This is a genomic window from Ruegeria sp. BHSB196 (assembly GCF_059613135.1).
On record NZ_JBXWRY010000017.1, the window covers coordinates 17,653 to 36,470 of the forward strand.

Annotated in this window: 15 protein-coding genes; 6 read left to right on the forward strand and 9 right to left on the reverse strand. The window is 62.7% G+C overall.

Annotated elements, in window-relative coordinates; translation table 11 throughout:
• The first annotated feature begins 72 nt into the window (after positions 1 to 72).
• Positions 73 to 978: a sulfotransferase domain-containing protein gene (locus tag AC2FNJ_RS10245; protein ID WP_496764134.1), complete on the forward strand. Its 906-nt coding sequence runs from the start codon at positions 73 to 75 to the stop codon at positions 976 to 978.
• 15 nt (positions 979 to 993) lie between these two features.
• Here AC2FNJ_RS10245 and AC2FNJ_RS10250 read toward each other — a convergent pair whose 3' ends face one another.
• From AC2FNJ_RS10250 to AC2FNJ_RS10275, 6 genes are all read right to left on the reverse strand, one after another.
• On the reverse strand, positions 994 to 2,214 hold the full coding sequence (locus AC2FNJ_RS10250; RefSeq protein ID WP_496764135.1) for a glycosyltransferase family 4 protein: 1,221 nt from the start codon (positions 2,212 to 2,214) through the stop codon (positions 994 to 996).
• Between the two features lie 29 nt (positions 2,215 to 2,243).
• Positions 2,244 to 3,512 carry a nucleotide sugar dehydrogenase gene (locus AC2FNJ_RS10255; protein ID WP_496764136.1) on the reverse strand — a complete coding sequence of 423 codons (1,269 nt, stop codon included), beginning with the start codon at positions 3,510 to 3,512 and terminating at the stop codon, positions 2,244 to 2,246.
• A gap of 88 nt (positions 3,513 to 3,600) precedes the next feature.
• Complete coding sequence (locus tag AC2FNJ_RS10260) at positions 3,601 to 4,995, reverse strand: mannose-1-phosphate guanylyltransferase/mannose-6-phosphate isomerase (protein WP_496764137.1); 1,395 nt, start codon at positions 4,993 to 4,995, stop codon at positions 3,601 to 3,603.
• Positions 4,996 to 5,103: 108 nt separating this feature from the next.
• A complete protein-coding gene (locus AC2FNJ_RS10265; protein WP_496764138.1) occupies positions 5,104 to 5,943 on the reverse strand; it encodes a CpsD/CapB family tyrosine-protein kinase in 840 nt (279 codons plus the stop codon).
• Between the two features lie 41 nt (positions 5,944 to 5,984).
• The gene (locus AC2FNJ_RS10270) at positions 5,985 to 7,511 is read right to left on the reverse strand and encodes a GumC family protein (protein WP_496764139.1); all 1,527 of its coding nucleotides are present in this window, start codon (positions 7,509 to 7,511) and stop codon (positions 5,985 to 5,987) included.
• A 52-nt stretch (positions 7,512 to 7,563) separates the two neighbouring features.
• Positions 7,564 to 8,481, reverse strand: coding sequence for an ExeA family protein (locus AC2FNJ_RS10275; RefSeq protein WP_496764140.1), 918 nt, complete (start codon positions 8,479 to 8,481; stop codon positions 7,564 to 7,566).
• A 701-nt stretch (positions 8,482 to 9,182) separates the two neighbouring features.
• Here AC2FNJ_RS10275 and AC2FNJ_RS10280 point away from each other — a divergent pair.
• Together AC2FNJ_RS10280 and gmd are read left to right on the forward strand one after the other, a co-directional pair.
• Positions 9,183 to 10,121 carry a glycosyltransferase family 2 protein gene (locus tag AC2FNJ_RS10280; RefSeq protein ID WP_496764141.1) on the forward strand — a complete coding sequence of 313 codons (939 nt, stop codon included), beginning with the start codon at positions 9,183 to 9,185 and terminating at the stop codon, positions 10,119 to 10,121.
• A gap of 385 nt (positions 10,122 to 10,506) precedes the next feature.
• Positions 10,507 to 11,625: a GDP-mannose 4,6-dehydratase gene (gene gmd / locus AC2FNJ_RS10285; protein ID WP_496764142.1), complete on the forward strand. Its 1,119-nt coding sequence runs from the start codon at positions 10,507 to 10,509 to the stop codon at positions 11,623 to 11,625.
• 25 nt (positions 11,626 to 11,650) lie between these two features.
• Here the strand turns inward: gmd and AC2FNJ_RS10290 are convergent, their stop codons facing one another.
• A complete protein-coding gene (locus AC2FNJ_RS10290) occupies positions 11,651 to 12,670 on the reverse strand; it encodes a replication initiator protein A (protein ID WP_496764143.1) in 1,020 nt (339 codons plus the stop codon).
• A gap of 434 nt (positions 12,671 to 13,104) precedes the next feature.
• Here AC2FNJ_RS10290 and AC2FNJ_RS10295 point away from each other — a divergent pair, with 434 nt between their 5' ends.
• Complete coding sequence (locus tag AC2FNJ_RS10295; protein WP_496764144.1) at positions 13,105 to 14,493, forward strand: AAA family ATPase; 1,389 nt, start codon at positions 13,105 to 13,107, stop codon at positions 14,491 to 14,493.
• A gap of 32 nt (positions 14,494 to 14,525) precedes the next feature.
• The gene (locus AC2FNJ_RS10300; RefSeq protein ID WP_496764145.1) at positions 14,526 to 15,590 is read left to right on the forward strand and encodes a ParB N-terminal domain-containing protein; all 1,065 of its coding nucleotides are present in this window, start codon (positions 14,526 to 14,528) and stop codon (positions 15,588 to 15,590) included.
• Positions 15,591 to 15,615: 25 nt separating this feature from the next.
• Here the strand turns inward: AC2FNJ_RS10300 and AC2FNJ_RS10305 are convergent, their stop codons facing one another.
• Positions 15,616 to 16,926, reverse strand: coding sequence for a UDP-glucose dehydrogenase family protein (locus AC2FNJ_RS10305; RefSeq protein WP_496764146.1), 1,311 nt, complete (start codon positions 16,924 to 16,926; stop codon positions 15,616 to 15,618).
• A 559-nt stretch (positions 16,927 to 17,485) separates the two neighbouring features.
• Here AC2FNJ_RS10305 and AC2FNJ_RS10310 point away from each other — a divergent pair.
• Positions 17,486 to 17,839 (forward strand): hypothetical protein, encoded by a 354-nt coding sequence (locus AC2FNJ_RS10310; RefSeq protein WP_496764147.1) that lies wholly within the window; start codon positions 17,486 to 17,488, stop codon positions 17,837 to 17,839.
• Positions 17,840 to 18,499: 660 nt separating this feature from the next.
• Here the strand turns inward: AC2FNJ_RS10310 and AC2FNJ_RS10315 are convergent.
• A complete protein-coding gene (locus tag AC2FNJ_RS10315) occupies positions 18,500 to 18,817 on the reverse strand; it encodes a type II toxin-antitoxin system RelE/ParE family toxin (RefSeq protein WP_496764148.1) in 318 nt (105 codons plus the stop codon).
• Position 18,818 lies beyond the last annotated feature (1 nt).

The following is an 18,818-nucleotide window of genomic DNA, read 5'->3' on the forward strand; positions in this document are numbered from 1 at the left end:
GCAGAGCATCAAGTCACGCCTATACTGGAGAAGCAGCAGGTCAACCGGTTTCGAGAGCTTCGGAGAAACTCCATGCATATGCCACAGAGAACTTTGCCAAACCTCTTCATTATTGGCGCCGCAAAATCAGGCAGCACATCCATGGGGAAATGGCTCCGGGATCATCCGGAGATCTGCGGAACCAAGGACAACGAGGCCCGGTTCCTGATGGATGCGGACGACCCGCTGAAAAAACCCGGCGGATATCATGAAACGGGTCTGGACGGCTACGGGGATTTTCTGGAAGACGACGCGGAAAAGGCGCGCTATCGCCTGGATGTTTCACCGCAATATTACTACCAGGAAACGGCAAGGCGGATCATCCCCAATCTGCGCCGGAAACATCTCATCTTCCTGGCCAGAAAACCGTCCGCCCGGATCTATTCCCTGTTCAATTACGCAAAGAACAACGTAGGTTTCCTGCCTCAGGATCTCGAATTCGCGAATTTCGTAGACGCCCTGCAAAACGGTTCGAGACCCGACCTGATTTCTCACCGGCCAATGCTGCGAGATGCCATTGAACATTGTCAGTACGTGTTGTTTCTGAAGGAATGGGCAGAACTCGTCAGACCGCAGAACATGTCCGTGCTGATTTTCGAAGAGATCGTGGCAAATCCCGTCAAGGCGCTTTGTGAGCTTGAACGCGCGTTGGGCCTTGGAACCGAATTCTATCGAACCTACGACTTCCCGAAAGCGAACGAGACGGTCAAGGTCAAGTCCATCAAGCTGCACAGATTGGTCCGTTCGGCTCGAAGAAACATGCCGGGGGGCGTGAAGACCTTGTTCAAGCCACTGTATTTGAGTCTGAATACCGGAAAAGCCTCCAGGAAGATATCCGACCGGGACAGGCAGGCCATGGCGGATATCGATGCAGGGCTACAGCATTGGAACACGCAACTGGCCCAGTTCATGGGCCGAGATCGCGAAATCTGGGATTAGCCCCGGCCCATCCTGTCAGAGCGGCTTTTTCTGGACGGCCCGCGTATAGGCCCCGATCAGGGGCTCGACCTGGTGGTCCCAGCCCAGTTCCGCTTCGACCCGCGCCCGGCCGAACCGGCCCATTTCCGCCGCCTGCTCCGGGTTGTCGAGAAGCTCAAGAATCTTGTCCGCCATGTCCCGGGTATCGTTGGGAGCGGCATAAAGCGAGGCCTTGCCGGCGGAAAACCGTCCCTCGGTCACGTCAAATTGCACAATGGGTTTCGAAAACGCCATATACTCCAATATCTTGTTCATCGTCGACTTGTCGTTCATCGGATTGACCCGATCCGGGTTCACACATAGATCCGCCGTCGAAAGCACTTCGAACAGATCGGCATCGGGTGCGCGGCCGGTAAACGTGACGTGGTCGGTCAAACCCAGTTCATCGGCCTGGGCTTTCAGCCCGTCCAGCGCGCTTCCCCCGCCCACGAGCACGAACTGCACGTCGCGCGCGCGGTCCTGTACGATGATACGCGCCGCATCCAGCAGAAGGTCGATACCTTCCTGATCCCCCATGACGCCGACATAGCCGACCAGATGTGCACGCCCGTTGCGCCATTTCGGGTTCGGCTCGCCGACCACCAGCCGATTGAGATCGGGCCCCGAGCGCACCACGAACACATCCTCGGACGCCATGCCGCCCCGCTCTTGCGCGATCGCCCGGTAGCTTTCGTTCGTCGAGATGACGACATCCGCGGTGCGGAACGTCCAACGCTCGAACAGCACCATGAGTTTCCAGAAGAACCCCCTCTTGCCGAACTTGGCCTCGTACAGTTCCGGGTTGATGTCATGATGATCGAAAATGAACCGTTTGCCGAACAGCTTGAACGGCAAGGCGACGAGAAAGATCAAATCCGGCGGATTGCAGGCCTGGATGGTATCGAACCCGTGGCGCCGGGCGATTTTCAGCGCCAATCTCAGCTCGTGGAACAGCGCGGCGCCGTATTCCAGCAAATACCCCAGCGCGCCGCTGGCATCCAATGGCAGATCGTGGCGGTAGATATGCACCCCTTCGATCTCTTCATACCGCGCTTCATACCCTTTCCCGGTCGGGCAGATCACGGCGACGTCCGCCCCCGCCGCACGCAATGTGCGGCACTCCTGCCAGACCCGCCGGTCGAAAGGAACCGGCAGGTTCTCGACGATGATCAGCACCCGCCGGCCGGACAGCGGGCGCTGCTGCCGGGCGGCATCCATCTTCGGGGTTTGGATTGGCGCTGAATCCTTCACGGCAACTGCCCCACATGACGAATGTCCGGGCCGTTCGACAGATCCAGACTGTCAATGGTCGCATTCGACGCGATGACCCTGTCATACCGGGTCTTCTCGACATGGGCGCGATCGACCAGCAGGCGCTCCAGGGCCGGCAGCTGACTGTAGGCATATCCCAGATTGGCGCCGACAAGCTTGGTGGCGTCGATACTGGGGTCATAGATCTCCAGGTTGTATCCAGCAGCCAGAAGCTTGCGGGCCAGATCGACATTCGGGCTTTCCCGCAAGTCATCCACGCCGGCCTTGAAGGCCAGGCCGGCCAGCAGAATCCGCGCCGTCTTGTCCAGGCCTTCGGTGGCATATTCGAACAGCCGGTGTTTGTGCATCTCGTTTGAAATGAGCAAATTGCTGATCAGCGGCATGCTGGCGCCGATATCGGTTGCGATATTCTGAAACGCACGAACGTCCTTCGGCAGGCAGGAGCCTCCGAACGCCCCGCCGGGGCGCAGGTAATGCGGCGAAATGTTGAGCTTTGTGTCGGCGACGAATATCTGGTGCACCTGCTGCGCCGATATCCCCAAAGCAAGACAGACCCGGCCGACCTCATTGGCAAAGGCGACCTTTGTCGCATGCCAGCTGTTGTCGACGAATTTGGTGATCTCCGCCTCACGATATCTGACGATGAACGCGGGGGCGTCGATATTCGCGTTCAAGTCCTCCATCACGTCATTCGGCAATCCGTCCCGGGTTCCGACCACGATCTTCGGGGGGTTGAAGTAGTCCTCGACGGCGCTGCCCTCGCGCAGGAACTCGGGATTGTAGACCACGGAAACCATCCGTTCCGCCGCGTCGCCCAGGGTGGCTTCGAAGATGGGCAGGACCAGCTCCTCGACCGTTCCCGGCCGAAAAGTCGAGCGATAGGCCACCGTCAGCGGACGCGCCCGTTCGCGGGTCAGCGCCTCTGCGATCTGCCGTGTCACATCCGCGATGAACCCCATATTGTGCGACCCGTCCGCCGCCGAGGGCGTGCCCACGCAGACAATGACCAGATCGCAATCATCCAGGTGCGCTCCGATGGCGGTGTCCGCCGCGATCCGCCCTGCGTCCAGACCCTCCTGCAGCATCTGCTGCACGCGAGGTTCCACGATCGGGGCCTGTCCGGCATTGATCTGGCGTACCTTCTCCGGGTTGACGTCGATCCCGATCACTTCGTGACCTTCGCTCGCGATACAGCACGCGGCCGTGAAACCGACATACCCCAAACCCAAAACTGCAATCTTCATCAAATTCAACCCGATTTTGGTAATCCAGAATTCGCTTCAAACACCACGGCACGCGCCGGCTTCAAGGGTGCCGACGTGCCGTGCGGGATCATCCCCGGTTGTAGATGTCTTCATAACGCACGATGTCATCCTCTCCCAGATAGGAACCGGTCTGCACCTCGATCAGATACATCGGCAGCTTGCCGGGATTCTCCATCCGGTGGACCGCGCCCAGCGGAATGTAGACGGAGTCGTTCTCGGACAGCAGTTTGACCTCTTCGCCCACCGTGACCCGCGCGGTGCCGCCCACCACGACCCAGTGTTCGGCACGGTGATGATGGCTCTGCAGGCTCAGGATGCCGCCGGGCTTGACCATGATGCGCTTGACCTGGAACCGGCCGCCCAGGCAGAGCGTTTCGTACCAGCCCCAGGGCCGGTGAAAGCGCGGATAGTCGACGGCCTGCGGTGCGCCCTCGCGCCGGAGCACGGCGACGGCCGCGCCCACATCCTGCGCGCGGTCCATGTCGGCCACGAGGATCGCGTCGCGCGTGGCGATCGCGGCGATGTTCTTCAGCCCCAGCCCGACCAGCCGGACACTTTCCTCCTCACTGCGCAGGAGCGTGTTCTCGCAATCCACCGCGGTGGCCGGTCCCGTGCAGGCGACGCCCTTGTCATCCGTGGGCAGCATCGCGTGCAGCGCGTCCCAGCCATCCAGATCGGACCAGCCCGACTCGAGCTGGACTGCGACGGCGTTTCCGGCCTTCGCAAGGACCGCGGATTCGATCGCCGCGGTGGGGATCTTCTCATAGGATTCCGCGTCCAGGCGAAGGGCGCCGAGGTCGTCTTCCCCCCGTTTCAGAGCCTGACGGCACAGTTCGGCCAGTTCAGGGGCATGGGCGTCGAAGGCGGAAACGATATCGCCGACGCGGAACAGATACATACCGGTATTCGCCAACGCGTGTGCTGCGGGTGCGGGCTCGGACGCTTCGTGGAATCCGTTCAGTTGCAGCGCCCGCCCCGGCTCTGCCGGGTCGGCCAGAGCCAAATGGCCGTTCCCCCTCCGCGAAGGGTCGGGTGTGGCGCCGAAGGCGACCAATGCGCCCTGCCGGGCGGCGTCCGCGCCCGTCTGGATCGCCCGATGGAACGCGTCCGCATCCGATATCGCATGATCGGCCAGCACAACCAGCATCAAGGTGTCGGGGGTTTCCGCCAGGCTCAACGCCGCAGTCAAAACCGCCGGCGCAACCCCGCGCGGCAAGGGTTCCAGAAGAACCCGTCCATCGCTCAGCCCCAACTGTGCTGCCTGCTCTTCCACCAGAAAGCGGCAATCCTGGTTGGTGAGAAACACGGGGGCTGCGAATTCGGCACCGGACACCCGCCGCAGAGTATTCTGAAAGAGGCTTTCCCCTTTCGTCATCTCAACGAACTGCTTGACATAGGCGGCCCGGGAGCTTGGCCAGAGCTCACTTCCGGTTCCGCCGCTCAGAATGACAGGGACAATCACCTTGTTTGCTCCAATACCGGTTCGTTTGCGTCGTCGGAATTTATCAAATGTCCGTATCCGTCGGTTCGTATCGTTCGAAACAGCGCGCGGAATATTTGCGGGCCAGACCTATTCGGCAGCCCCATAGCCATAGCCGTACCCGTATACCCCATCCGTGTAGTGGGCCTTGTTGAGAACCACGCCCATCACGTTGGTCAGCTCCGCCAGCTGGCGCTCGGCCACATCGACCTGATCGATGGTGGTGCGTTCCGCCTCGGCCAGAAGCAGGGCGCAGTCGGCGTTTCGAAGGAACCCGAAATTGTCGTCCACCTCCATCAGGGGCGGCATGTCGTACAGCACGATATCCGGCTCGAAATCGGCTTCGATCGCCTCCAGTACCTCGGGGGTCTTTCCGCTTTGCAGGATCTCGGCGGCGTTCCGGACGGGGCTGCCGTTGAAGCCGAGCGCGACGTTGGCACCGAGCCGGCGGCCGTGCTCGGAAAACGGCACCGTCCCCTGCAGCACGTCGCCCATCGTATGGGCGCAGTTCTGGTCGAAGATCTTCCGCAAGCCGCCGCGGCGCAGGTCGAGATCCAGAATCATGGTGCGCAGATCGGCCTGGCGTTCGAAGCTGAAGGCGAGATTGGCGGCGGTGGTGCTCTTGCCGCAGGCGCTGTGCGGCGAGACCAGCGCAACCCGTTTCCAGCCATTGGCCCGCGCCTGCTGCAGGATGCGGGTGCGCAGCATGTCGAAGGGCCCCACCTTGGTGCCGTTGGCGCTCGCGATCAGCCGGTTGCGGCTGATGGCGCGCGGCGGCACCGTGATCGGCTTGAGCCCTTCCCAGCGGTCGCGCAAGGCTTCGTCCGCCGGTTTTGCGGGCGCCGTCGCCGGCTCGACGGACGGTTGCGCCCGGCCGATCTTCTGCCGCTGCGTACGGGCCTTTTCTATGGCAACCTGCAGTTTCTCCATCGACCGTCATCCTTCCCGATCAAATTCCTTCGCGCCGCGCCTCACCAGCGCGTGCCAATCCTGTCCATGACCTGTTCGGCAACCAGGTCCAGTGGCTGATAATAGGTGTGTATCGCGTAAACGCCCGCCGACACACTGATGAGTATGATCGCCAGCCGCGCCAGTTTGAACGCCCGCCGGCGCCAGACTTCCCCCGGCGTGGTGATATAGGGGATGGTCGCCAGCGGCGTGATCCCCAGGCGGGCCACCAGATCCTCGGGCCGTCGGATCGAACGGTTCAGCAGTTCCAGCAGCACGACCAGGCCGAACCCGGCCAGAATACCCACGAAACTGCCGCCGCCGGCGATCATGAGCCGGTTGGGCTTGGAGGGCTGGGTCGGCACGACCGGAGGTTCGATCACCGACACTCGCTGACCCTGCGCCGTCACCTCGATCCGCTCGCCGGTACTGGCCCGCGACAGGCGGTCGACGGCCAGGTTGTATTGCTGTTGAATGTTATTCCGATCCAGCGTCAGTTCCTCGACCCGGATCGAGGTGGCCGGGGTCCGGTTGATCATCTCGGTCACTTCTTCCAGCTGCTCTTTCGTGGCTGCTTGCTGTTTCTGGAGCACGTCAATGCGTGTTGCGAGTTCAGCCAACTGTACGTCCAGCAGCGCATTGCCGGTCGTCGTCCCCTCGAACTCCGGCTGCGGTTGCACCGTCTTCTCAAGCTCGGCGATGCGCGCCCTGAGCACCCTCACCCGCGGGTTTTCCTCGGAATAGATGACCAAGGCCTCGCTGAGCTGGCGGCGCAGATCCTCGAGCTGCTGGCGTTCCGGAGACGGCTGCGCCGCCTCGTACCCGCTCACCCGCCCGGTGGATTCGAAGATCAGCACCAGGTTCTTGCGCTGATCCTCCAACCCGGCGATCTCGCGCTCGAGAAGCGCCAGCCGCTCCTGCAGGAGGGTCTGCCTGCTGAGCTTGTAGTTGAGACCTTCCGGAAGCGCGTCGGCGTTTTCGGTCTTGAACGCCAGAAGACGGGCGTTGCCTTCGGCCAATTCCTCGCTCAGCCGCGCCACTTCCTGTTCGAAGAAGTCCAGCGTCTGCGACGCGCGCCCGGTGCGGGATTCGACATCTTCCTGCTGAATCAGGGTCAGATATTCGTTGAGAACGCCCGCCGCGATCATCCCCGAGCGGGCCTCGAAGCTGATCTGCATCAGCGGCACCGGGTCCTTGAAGTTGCTGCCCGCCACAACAGTCCGCGCCCGCATTGCCTCGACAATCCGGTCCGCGGTCATCTCGGACATGTTTTCAAACACCTTCTGCCGGTTGGCGATGTCGAGCAGGTTCGCGCGGGTCAGCAGCCGCTGTTCGAGGATCTCGAGTTGCTGTTGTGCCGGGGTGCGCACCGTCGAGGCGGCCAGCTCGTCCGGGATCCGCGGCGCTTCGACGATCAGCTTCATCTCCGACACATAGGCCGGCGGCAGCGAATAGGCGACGATGACCGAGACGGCGCTGATCACCGCCGCGACCAGCATGAAATACGGCAGGCGCCGCGAGAAGATCGACCAATAATACCGGATATCCACGTTCAGCCTTTCCGTTTCCCGTCAACCTGCGCCCGGTTGCAATGCCATGGCGTCATCCCGCCTTTTCCTCGGGCGCCACGCGTTCTTCCTGCCGGAGCGTCAGCACCTGAAACTGCTCCTTCTCCGCGGCCTCGGGCAGGGAGAAGGCGCCGAAGAACACGCCGTCCTCGAGCACGTTCCGCACGATCCGGTCCGACACCACCTTGCTGTCGTCGCTCCAGGCATAGAGCATGGCGAACTCGCAAAGCTGGTTGACCAGCCGCGGAATGCCGCCCGTCGCCCGGTGGATCAGCGCGCAGGCGTCCTCCGGGAACTCCTCCCCGGTGCCGCCCACCACCCTGAGGCGATGCGCGATATAGTCCCGGACGGTCCCGCGATCCATGCCCGGCAGATGAAAGCTCGCCGCCACCCTCTGGGCCAGCTGGCGCATGCCCGGGTCCAGAACCATGTCGCGCAGTTCGGGCTGGCCGACCAGGATCAGCTGAATCAGCTCGTCCTTGTTGGCATTGATGTTGGTCAGCATGCGCAGTTCTTCCAGACCTTCGCGCGACAGGTTCTGCGCCTCGTCGAAGATCAGCACCACCCGCCGGCCGGCGGCATATTCCGCAATCAGGAAATCCTGCAGCTTCTGGAACAGCTGCACATAGGGCGCCCGCGGATTGGCCTCGACATCCAGCGCGTTCAGAACCCATTGCAGCATCTCGCCGCGTCCGCGCTGCGCGTTCGAGATCAGCCCGGTCGTGACATCCTCGTCCATCTGGCCGAGCAGCTTCTGGATCAGCGTCGTCTTGCCCGATCCGATCTCGCCGGTGATCAGCGTGATCGGCGCCCGGGACATGACCCCGAATTCCAGAACCATGAAGGCGCGCCTGTGCGGCTCCGACCAGAACAGGAAACCGGGATCCGGCAGCAGGGTGAATGGCCGCTCGGTCAGTCCGAAATGCCCAATATAGAGATCCTCAGAACTCATGCGACCGACAACCTTGCAAAACACCTACACTCAAACACGGGTCGCGCAACACCACGCTCCCGGCAACGAACCTTGGACGATCGGGCCGGCTTTTCAAGGCCGAAGTGACTCAATCATGCCACGATTGTAGCGGTCGCGGCTCCCGCCGCCTACCCCTTGGCACCATTCGGTCGAAACGGGCATTGTCCTAACCTGTACATCTTTAGACCATTTTCAAAAGGATCGCGGAACTTCGCAGAACGGTTCGACGGTCGCGCCGCGTTCAAGAATCGATACCAAAGACATGAAAACCCATGCACTGCATCCGCTTCATGAACAATGAGACAAAATCCTGCGCCAGCGCGCAAATCACATGTTGTCGAATCTTGAAACGCGTTTGGCCTCGTCAAAACACAGGCAATGTCAGCGACATATGCCGTTTTTTGCAGCATAGAATTGACCCCGGGCCGGATCCGGTCGGCTTCTCGGCGACCCCTTTGCCAAGCCCGCGGACACCCATCGCCTTGAGGGTCAGCCGTCCGCCCGGGATAAGGACGTGTTCAATGATGGAAGATCGACGGGGGAGAGGGTTGCAAGTCCGAAGTGTTTCGCACGCGAAACACGGTATTTCCAAGGGTTGTGTTGAACCAGGACGTTGGCCATAGAATGGCCGGAAACCACCGTTGTTTTTAGTACGCCGATTGTGGCAATGGAAAAGTTCTATGACCGAAACCGTTCCAAAAATTTCCATTCTCGTCATCAGTTACAATACCCGAGACATGACGCTCGACTGCCTGCGCTCGGTTCGGGCAGAGACACGATTGCCCTATGAACTGATCGTGGTGGACAATGCGTCGAACGACGGGTCGGCCGAAGCGATTGCCGCGGAATTTCCGGATATTGTCCTTCTGGCCGAAACCCAGAACCATGGTTTTGCCAAGGCGAACAACATCGCGGCCGAACGGGCACAGGGGGAATATCTGCTGTTGCTGAACCCCGACACCGTTGTGCTGGACGGGGCCATCGACAAGTTGGTCGCATTTGCCGGACGGAACCCGGAGGCACGGATATGGGGCGGGCGAACTCTCTATGAGGATCGCAGCCTGAACCCCACCTCCTGCTGGCGCAGAATGAGCCTGTGGAACATATTTTGCCGGACGTCCGGTCTGACCGGCATCTTTCCGAACAGCCCGCTTTTCAATTCGGAGGCCTACGGCGGATGGGATCGCGGATCCGAGCGCTGGGTCGATATCGTGACGGGATGCTTTCTGCTGATCCGGCGCTCGGATTGGCACGCCTTGGGAGGGTTCGACCTGACCTTCTTCATGTATGGAGAAGAGGCCGACCTCTGCCTTCGCGCCGCCCGTGACATCGGGGCTGCGCCGCGCGTGACGCCCGAGGCCGTGATCGTGCATTACGGCGGCGCTTCGGAAAAGGTCCGCAGTGAAAAGATGGTGCGCCTTCTCAGCGCCAAGAGCGAACTGATCGCACGCCACATCCCGGTTTGGCAGAGACTGCCGGCCCGAGCCCTGTTCAGAATTTGGCCCTGGACCAGAAAGCTTGCGTTTTCGGTTCAGAACCCGGAGGGCGAAAACGCTCGGGTCTGGAAAGAAATCTGGAACCGCCGGCGTGAGTGGCAGCATGGCTTTCCTAAGCATTAGCGCCATAGAAATTGCGAAGCGCTGGGGGCATCCGCTGGGTCTGTGCCTTCGAAAGACCGTACCCCGTTCTCGGGCGGGCGGCCCGAGGCGGCTTTCACACTCGCCAGTGGTCATTTCGTGCCAAATCCAATCATAACTGATAACTGAACGTTATCAATTATTCAATCCAAGGCTCCGAACTATCCCGGGTAATGCGCATAACCTATCATGAATGAACGCCATAACGACCAGTCCCCAAAATATGGAGGAAAAACCGGGATCACAAAACATCCGCGAATGCGCCTCCCCTGCCCCGCCGCGCCGCCGTCTTTCGGATCGTCCCTTCCAGCCCCGGGGCAATCAGGATAGACCGGCCCCGAAAACCGCACCTATTCGGAAGAACCATATGAAAAAAGCGCTGATCACCGGTATCACCGGCCAGGACGGCTCGTATCTGGCGGAGTTCCTGCTGGACAAGGGCTATGAGGTGCATGGCATCAAGCGCCGGGCCTCGCTGTTCAACACCGACCGGGTGGATCACATCTATCAGGATCCGCATACCGACCATGCCCGGTTCCGCCTGCATTACGGCGATCTCACCGACAGTTCGAACCTGACCCGCATCCTGCAGGAGGTGCAGCCCGACGAGGTCTACAACCTGGGCGCCCAGAGCCACGTGGCGGTCAGTTTCGAGGCCCCGGAATACACCGCCGACGTGGACGCGATCGGCACCCTGCGCCTCTTGGAGTCGATCCGGTTTCTGGGGCTGGAGAAGAAGACCCGCTTCTACCAGGCCTCCACCTCGGAGCTGTACGGCCTGGTGCAGGAAGTGCCGCAGCGCGAGACGACGCCGTTTCACCCGCGCTCGCCCTATGCGGTGGCCAAGCTCTATGCCTACTGGATCACGGTGAACTATCGCGAGGCCTACGGGATGTATGCCTGCAACGGGATTCTCTTCAACCACGAAAGCCCGCGCCGGGGCGAGACCTTCGTGACCCGCAAGATCACCCGGGGGCTGGCCAACATCGCCCAGGGGCTGGAGCCCTGCCTCTACATGGGCAATATCGACGCGCTGCGCGACTGGGGCCATGCCAGGGATTACGTGCGCATGCAGTGGATGATGCTGCAGCAGGACGCGCCCGAGGACTTCGTGATCGCCACCGGGGTGCAGTATTCGGTGCGCGAGTTCATCACCTGGGCGGCGGCGGAACTGGGTCTGACATTGGCGTTTTCCGGCTCCGGGACCGAGGAAATCGCCACCGTCACGGCGATCGAGGGCGACAAGGCCCCGGCGCTGAAGGTGGGCGACGTGATCCTGCGCATCGACCCGCGCTATTTCCGCCCGGCCGAGGTGGAGACGCTGCTGGGCGATCCGTCGCGGGCCAAGCAGAAACTGGGCTGGGAGCCCGAGATCACCGTGCAGGAGATGTGCGCCGAGATGGTGGCCGAGGATCTCCGGACCGCGCGCCGCCATGCGCTGCTGAAGGAGCACGGCATGGACCTGCCGGTTTCGGTCGAGCAATGACGCAAGGCGCGACGCCCGGCCGGCCTCAGGCGCCGGCCCGCTTGCGCACCCAGCCCAGGAAGGCCGCGTCGGGCTTTCTCAGCCGCGGCGCGCCCGAGCGCGCCCAGACCCCGCGCCATTCCGCCTCGAGTCCGTAGACATCCGCCCCCGGCATCAGCCGCCGCGCTTCTTCCAGCACCTCCGGACCGAGCGCGGGGGGCGCCCGGTCGGGCTCGACCAGGCCGGCCCGGGGGCTGAACCGGATCAGGTCGCCCGGCTCCTCGCGCATCTCGTAATCGGGCAGATGGTCGGCCGCGATCATGTCGCGCAGCATCTTGCGGAACACCCGGCGCGGGCTGGCGCTGCCGGATTTCTTCAGCAGGGTCTCCACCGACACCGTCCAGGCGGGCTGGCGGCCGCAATGCTTGCGCGCCAGTTCGTAGACCCGCCGCTCCAGCGGCTTGCGCAGGCGGAAATAGTCGCGGCTGAGCGTCAGCACCGATTTCGACAGCACCGCGCGGTAGAGCCATTCGCTGAGCGTCACCGCCACGCTGATCATCCGCCCGCCGCGGGTCTTGCGCACGATCTCCCAGCGCTCGATCAGGCCGAATCCGGTGGTGGTCTCCTGCTCGCCGGTCACGATGTTGGTGGTGATGCGGGTGCCCGCCAGCCGCTCGAAGGCTTCGCGCAGGCGGCGATAGGCGTCTCCGCTGGTCTCGCGGTTGGTCGCCGCCAGCAGGTCATGCGCCTTGAGCGTCAGCGTGCGGTTCACCCGCCGCCCGGCATTGATCGCCGCCATCAGCTGGCTGATGCAGAAGATCAGGATGTCCTTGTCATGGATCGTGGCCAGCCCCTTGACCGATGGCGTCACCGTGATCCGCACCCCGTTGTGCTCATAGTCCAGGATCCGCCGGTCGGGACGGGTCGCCAGCGAAAACAGCGGATGCTCCATGCTGGCCAGGTCATCCTTGGGGATCGCATCGAAAATGTCGCAGACGAAGAAATCGCCCTGCTGCCGGCGGTCCGGGAGAAGCCCCCCGGCCGTATCTGTGACTGCCCTGCCCATCGCTCTCTGCCTTGCCGCCCTCTTGCGGGGCCCTGTTCGCGGTCGGTATCCGACTCGTTTTCTTTCGTGGTTTCAGTGACACCCACCCTAGAGTTATCCACAAGCCCGCACAACGGTTTCCATCGGGGGTTCGGAGTCGCGCCATCGGGGGTTCGGAATCGTTTCTTCGGGGTTTCAGAGTCGGCAAGGCCCCCGAAAACCGCCTCAAGCCCCTTGTTTGATTGGGCTTTCCCCGCGGATCATTCCTCCCGTAACAGGAAATAACACGAATCTAACACCCGAAAAAATTCGCACCCCCCCCGAAATTTGCGCCATATTGGCACCACCATCCCCTTATTTTGCTGAGAAAAACCGCGCCTTGTGCGCGTTTTCCTTTCATGTATCGCGTTTTTGCGTATCATGGGGAAAACACGATACATCGAGCGGTATTCATCATGGCGAAGGACGGCACCCCCCTCCCCCCCTATTTCAACATCGATGCCGATGCGGCGCTGGCGGATCTGGACTTGCCCACAGGCTCGGACGGGTTCGCGGCGATCGCCCAGGCCTGCGCCCGCGGGCGCGCCGATCTGGCCAGCCGCGGCCTGAACGAGGACGGGCGCAAGACGCTGCGGCTGTTCTCCACCTGGGAGATCACCCGCTATCTGATTCCGGTGGCCCAGGCCCATTTCCGCCGCGTGCTGAAGCAGAACCCGGACCTGCCGCAGGGCCGGTCCGAGACCGAGGGCGGCGCCAAGTGGTTCACCCTGGACGAGGTGCTGCGGCTGCGCGCGTTTTTCGGGGCGCAGGGCTCGAAGGCCAAGAACTACCTGCCCTACCGCCCCGCCGGCCAGCCCGCCAAGATGGTGGCGGTGGCCAATTTCAAGGGCGGGGTGGGCAAGACCTCGACGGCGGCGCATCTGGCGATGTCGGCCGCGCTCGACGGCTACAAGGTGCTGGTGGTCGATCTCGACAGCCAGGGCTCGATGACCTCGATCTTCGGCGGCAAGGTCGAGGACGAATGGCAGACCGCCTTTCCGCTGCTGGCCCGCCACTACGGCGAATATCTGCGGATCGAGAACCAGCGCCGGCTCGACAGGGGCGATCCGCCCCAGCCGCTCGACGAGGCGCTGAACGCGGCGATGAACATGACCGCGCGGGACGTGATCCAGTCCACCCACTGGCCCAATATCGACCTGATCGGCGCGCAGCTGAACCTGTACTGGGCCGAATTCCAAATCCCGGTCTGGCGGATGCAGGCGCGCGGCTGGAAGCTGTGGGACGCGCTGACCGAGAGGCTGGCGGCGGACGGGGTGCTGGACGCCTACGACCTTGTGTTCATCGACACGCCCCCGGCGCTGGGATACCTGACCATCAACGGTCTGGCGGCGGCGGACATCCTGCTGGTGCCGCTGGGGGCGTCCTTCCTGGAATTCGACTCCACCGGCCGGTTCTTCGACATGCTGCATTCCACCTTCGCCAGCATCGAGGAGGGCGAGAATGTCGCCGCCCGCGCCCTGGGCCGGCCCGAGATGGCCTTTGAATGGGATGCGGTGCGGGCGGTGATCACCCGGTTCGACGGCGCCCAGCAGGGCGAGCTGGCGGCGCTGATGCAGGCCTATCTGGGCAAGACGCTGTCGCCGCACCGGCAGGACTTCACCGCGCTGATCGGCCAGGCGGGCGAGCAGGTGAGCGGCATCTACGAGGCCGACTACCGCGATTTCAACCGTGAGACCTATGCCCGCGGCCGCGAAACCTTCGACGCCACCTATGCCTCCTTCAAGCGGCTGCTGCTGGGTGTCTGGCGGCGCGACGAGCTGGCGGCGCAGCAGGCGGCGGAATGATCCTGCAAAGGGACAGGTGAGGAGGAGCAGAGATGGCCAAACGCAAGCGACTGACCCCGGCGCGGGTCGATTACCTGGGCGCCGCGCCCGAGACCAAATCGATGCCGCTGGGTGTGAACGCGGCCCCGATCGCGCAGGTGGCGGGCGAAGCCTCGGCCACGGCGGCGCTGGCGGAAGTGAGCGAGGCGCTGTCCCGCGCCCGGACCGAGGGGCGGATGATCGAGCTGCTGCCGCTGGAAGCCATCGACGAGCGCCACCTGGTCCGCGACCGGCTGGAGCAGAACGAGGAAGAGATGGTGTCGCTGATGGAGTCGCTGCGCGCCCGCGGCCAGCAGATGCCGATCGAGGTGGTGGCGCTGCCCGACCCCGCCGGCGGGCGGACCCATGGCCTGATCTCGGGCTGGCGGCGGCTGACGGCGCTGAAACGGCTCCACAAGGACAGTTCGGATCCGAAATTCGCGCGGGTGCGGGCGATGGTGATCACGCCGGAGACCGCGCAGGACGCCTATGTGGCGATGGTCGAGGAAAACGAGATCCGGGTGAACCTCAGCCATTACGAACGCGCGCGCATCGTGGTGCGGGCGATGAAGGAAGGGGTCTATCCCACCCAGAAGGCGGCGCTGCAGGGGCTGTTCGGCAATGCGACGCGGTCGAAACGCTCCAAGATCGGCACCTTCATGGCGCTGGTCGAGGCGTTCGACGCGGTGCTCTACTTCCCCTCCGCCATCAGCGAAAAGCTGGGCCTGGCGCTGGTCCGCGAGATGGGGCGCGATCCGGGCTTTGCCGATGCGCTGACCGACCGGCTGCGCGCCAGCCCGCGCGACGGCGCCGAGGCCGAGATGCGGATCCTGGCGGCGGCGCTGGCCGAGCGGGCCGCGCCTCCGGCTCCGCCCGCCGACCCCGAACCGCCCGCGCGGCCCCGGCTGCGCCAGCCCGGCCCCGCGACGGCGCCGGGCGAGCGGATCGTCACCCGCCCGGGTCCCGGGCTCGAGATGCGGTTCAGCCCGGATCAGCGGCGCATCGAACTGGTCGGCGACGCGGTCTCGGACCGGCTGGCCGAGGCGCTGGAGGACTGGCTGCGCGCGCTGCAAGGATGAACGAAACGTTTCGCGCGCGAAACGTTCACGACGCCCGGCCGACCCCGACATAGGACTCGAATCCGGCCTTTTCGGCCGATTTCGCCGAATAGATGTTGCGCAGATCGATCATGCGCGGGGTCTTCATGGCCTGCGCCAGCTGCGGCAGGTTGAGGGCGCGGAACTCGTTCCATTCGGTCAGCAGCACCACCGCATCCGCCCCGTCCGCCGCCTGATAGGGATCTTCCATCCAGGTCACGCCGGGCAGCAGCGCCTCGCCCTCGGCGCGGCCCTGCGGATCCACCACCCGCACCCGCGCCCCGCCGCCGATCAGGGCGGGCACGATGGTCAGCGACGGCGCCTCGCGCATGTCGTCGGTATTGGGCTTGAAGGTGACGCCCAGCACCGCCACGGTCTTGCCGTTGAAGCTGTCGCCGCAGGCGTCGCGGATCTTTTCGATCATCCGCTTCTTGACCTCGTCATTGACGCGGATGACGGTCTCGGTGATCTGCATCGGGTGGGCATGCTCCTGCCCGATCCGCGCCAGCGCCGCGGTGTCCTTGGGAAAGCACGACCCGCCATAGCCCGGACCCGCATGCAGGAACTTGTTGCCGATCCGGCCGTCCAGGCCGATGCCGCGCGCCACCTCTTTCACATCCGCACCGACCCGCTCGCACAGGCCGGCGATCTCGTTGATGAAGGTGATCTTGGTCGCCAGGAACGCGTTGGCGGCGTATTTGATCATCTCGGCGCTTTCCAGATCGGTGGTCAGGATCGGGAAATCGCGCAGGTAGAGCGGGCGGTAGATCTCGGCCATCACCTCGGCGGCGCGATCGCTCTCGACGCCGACCACCACCCGGTCGGGGCGCATGAAATCGTCGATCGCCGCGCCTTCGCGCAGGAATTCGGGATTCGAGGCGACATCGAACGCGGCGGCCGGATTGGCCGCGGCGATGACCTCGTGCACCTTGCGGTTGGTGCCCAGCGGCACGGTGGATTTGGTCACCACTACCGTATAGCCGTCGAGCGCATGGGCGATCTCTTCGGCCGCGGCCATCACATAGGTCAGGTCCGCATGCCCGTCGCCGCGCCGGGTCGGGGTGCCGACGGCGATGAAGACCGCATCGGCCACCGCCACCGCCGCCGCCAGGTTGGTGGTGAAGCTCAGCCGCCCGGCCGCAACGTTCTTGGCCATCAGCGCATCGAGGCCGGGCTCGTAGATCGGAACCTGGCCCGCCTGCAGCATCTCGATCTTGCGGGCGGCCTTGTCGACACAGATCACGTCATGGCCGAAATCCGAAAAACAGACCCCGGATACCAGACCAACGTAACCGGTGCCGATCATCGCAATGCGCATGCTTCAAATCCTTTCACTCATACCTGCCACGAGCCTGCTTGCCACTGAAAGAGTCGGTTCGGGGCTAAATGCCTTACCTTAACGCCACCAATTAGATGAACGAAGCAAGGCCAGAAAGTTGATAGTGAACCGAGCAGTTCTGTAAGTTGCTGAATGTCCCCGCACACAATGATTATGTCATCTCGCCCCCTCTCATGGTTGTCCTATGCCCGTCCGATTGTTGAGGCTTTGGGGACAATGGCCGGCGATTTCGGGGGCTTGAATACGCGTCGCTCTGAGATTCGGGGTTTTAGCGACAAGCCCTTCAGATTCGGGGTTTCGGTGACCGACGTCGGGGTTTCAGTGACCGACGTCGGGGTTTTAACGACAAACGTCGGGGTTTTAGCGACAGGCTCTTTAGATTCGGGGTTTCAGTGACAAGATTCGGGGTTTCAGTGACCGCCGTCTTCCAGGAGGCGTCTCGGGGTCAACTGCGGACTGGCCTTCCAGCCTGCACTCGGCTCTTTGCGTGCTGACTACGATAGTGCATCGCGAAACAACGACTTACACGAGATTAAATATGACCCGCAATTCCACTGCTGAAATACTATCCGATGCAATCAAGGCTTCTGGTCTGACCGATGCGGAGATCGCCGCCCGATCTGGCTTTTCCTATGCCAGTCAAGTGAAGATGATGGCGCTGGGATTAACGCGGTTGCCTCTTAAGCGCGTTCCGGCGCTGGCCCAGGTTCTCGGTCTGGATGAAGGAGCGCTTATGTTGGCGGCGCTAGAAGACGCTCCGGAGCGCACTGCAACAGCAGTGGTCCCAACACGAAGAGTATCGGGCACTGAAACTTCAATCGCTTTCCCGGGGTACCGCTGTCCTGAAGCAACCGCCGCCCGGAGCAATTCAGATCCGCCGGAAACGTCGTGATGTCGTTGTTACCGAGTGGGGCAGGGGGCTTTGAGAGTAGACCACTGCTCTGCTGTACTAGTCCCGGTATAGACGGGGATGCCGGCCTTGCGTCACAAGGTGACAGGAGAGCCAGTATGAGAAGAGTGGGGGCTTGCTTCCGGAGGCTGATGATCTCGCCCCCGGAAAAGCATATCGGCTACGGAAGCCCTTGAAGACAACGTTCATGACCGTTGTTGTCTGCATGTGAACCCATCCCCGTAATCACGGGATCCGACCTTCGTGCTCCTGGTGCATACATCCTATACACTGGTTGCTTTCTATAAGGGTTCGGTTGGTCAGAACTTGACGTTACATTGATTGTTCATGTGCGGTGAAGGTTTCTTATAGAGACGCGGTTGGGCTCAACCACGCATGCAACAGATGTTTCTGCCTGTCGCCCAACACATCTCGGTGCCGGTGCCCGGCAGGAAAAGGCATGATCGGTGCCGAACGCCCAGAGCTCATGGGCCGCCGAAGTCCTAGAGCCGGTTCGAGGGAACAATAATCCAGTCCCGAGGCGCAAATCCGCGGCCAGAGCGAAGCCTTGGAGAGGTGGATTGGCGACACCGGAGAGGACATGAGATGGATGTTTCGCAAAGGGACACCACATTACGCGGATGTGAAAGAACCGGCTTCGTCTCAGGCGGACCGCAGGTCGGCCTTGAAACGGTCGAGCTGATGCATCCGCTCATGCAAGATCGTGACGATGCCGACCTCGCCGTTCGACAGTCTTTTCCAGTAGACGAAATGCCGTTTGAACCGAAAGTAGTAGCCGGCGACGCCGAACTCGGCCGGGATCGGTTTGGATGCCACACCACCGGCATCGATCTCTTCGAATGAGGCAAACAGCTCGGTGATATAGACGTCGGCCTGGTCCGCTCCCCAGCGCCGTCTGGTGTAGCGGTATATCTCGTCAAGACGCAGCGCAGCCGCCTGCTGGATGCGAAATACCGCCAAC

Bases quoted from the DNA above. Each gene is read 5' to 3' on its own strand.
- AC2FNJ_RS10250 (WP_496764135.1), bottom strand. From the start codon at position 2,214: ATGGATGCCGCCCGGCAGCAGCGCCCGCTGTCCGGCCGGCGGGTGCTG.
- AC2FNJ_RS10310 (WP_496764147.1), top strand. From the start codon at position 17,486: ATGACCCGCAATTCCACTGCTGAAATACTATCCGATGCAATCAAGGCT.
- AC2FNJ_RS10265 (WP_496764138.1), bottom strand. From the start codon at position 5,943: ATGGAGAAACTGCAGGTTGCCATAGAAAAGGCCCGTACGCAGCGGCAG.
- AC2FNJ_RS10295 (WP_496764144.1), top strand. From the start codon at position 13,105: ATGGCGAAGGACGGCACCCCCCTCCCCCCCTATTTCAACATCGATGCC.
- AC2FNJ_RS10290 (WP_496764143.1), bottom strand. From the start codon at position 12,670: ATGGGCAGGGCAGTCACAGATACGGCCGGGGGGCTTCTCCCGGACCGC.
- AC2FNJ_RS10280 (WP_496764141.1), top strand. From the start codon at position 9,183: ATGACCGAAACCGTTCCAAAAATTTCCATTCTCGTCATCAGTTACAAT.
- AC2FNJ_RS10275 (WP_496764140.1), bottom strand. From the start codon at position 8,481: ATGAGTTCTGAGGATCTCTATATTGGGCATTTCGGACTGACCGAGCGG.
- AC2FNJ_RS10245 (WP_496764134.1), top strand. From the start codon at position 73: ATGCATATGCCACAGAGAACTTTGCCAAACCTCTTCATTATTGGCGCC.
- AC2FNJ_RS10300 (WP_496764145.1), top strand. From the start codon at position 14,526: ATGGCCAAACGCAAGCGACTGACCCCGGCGCGGGTCGATTACCTGGGC.
- gmd (WP_496764142.1), top strand. From the start codon at position 10,507: ATGAAAAAAGCGCTGATCACCGGTATCACCGGCCAGGACGGCTCGTAT.
- AC2FNJ_RS10255 (WP_496764136.1), bottom strand. From the start codon at position 3,512: ATGAAGATTGCAGTTTTGGGTTTGGGGTATGTCGGTTTCACGGCCGCG.
- AC2FNJ_RS10305 (WP_496764146.1), bottom strand. From the start codon at position 16,926: ATGCGCATTGCGATGATCGGCACCGGTTACGTTGGTCTGGTATCCGGG.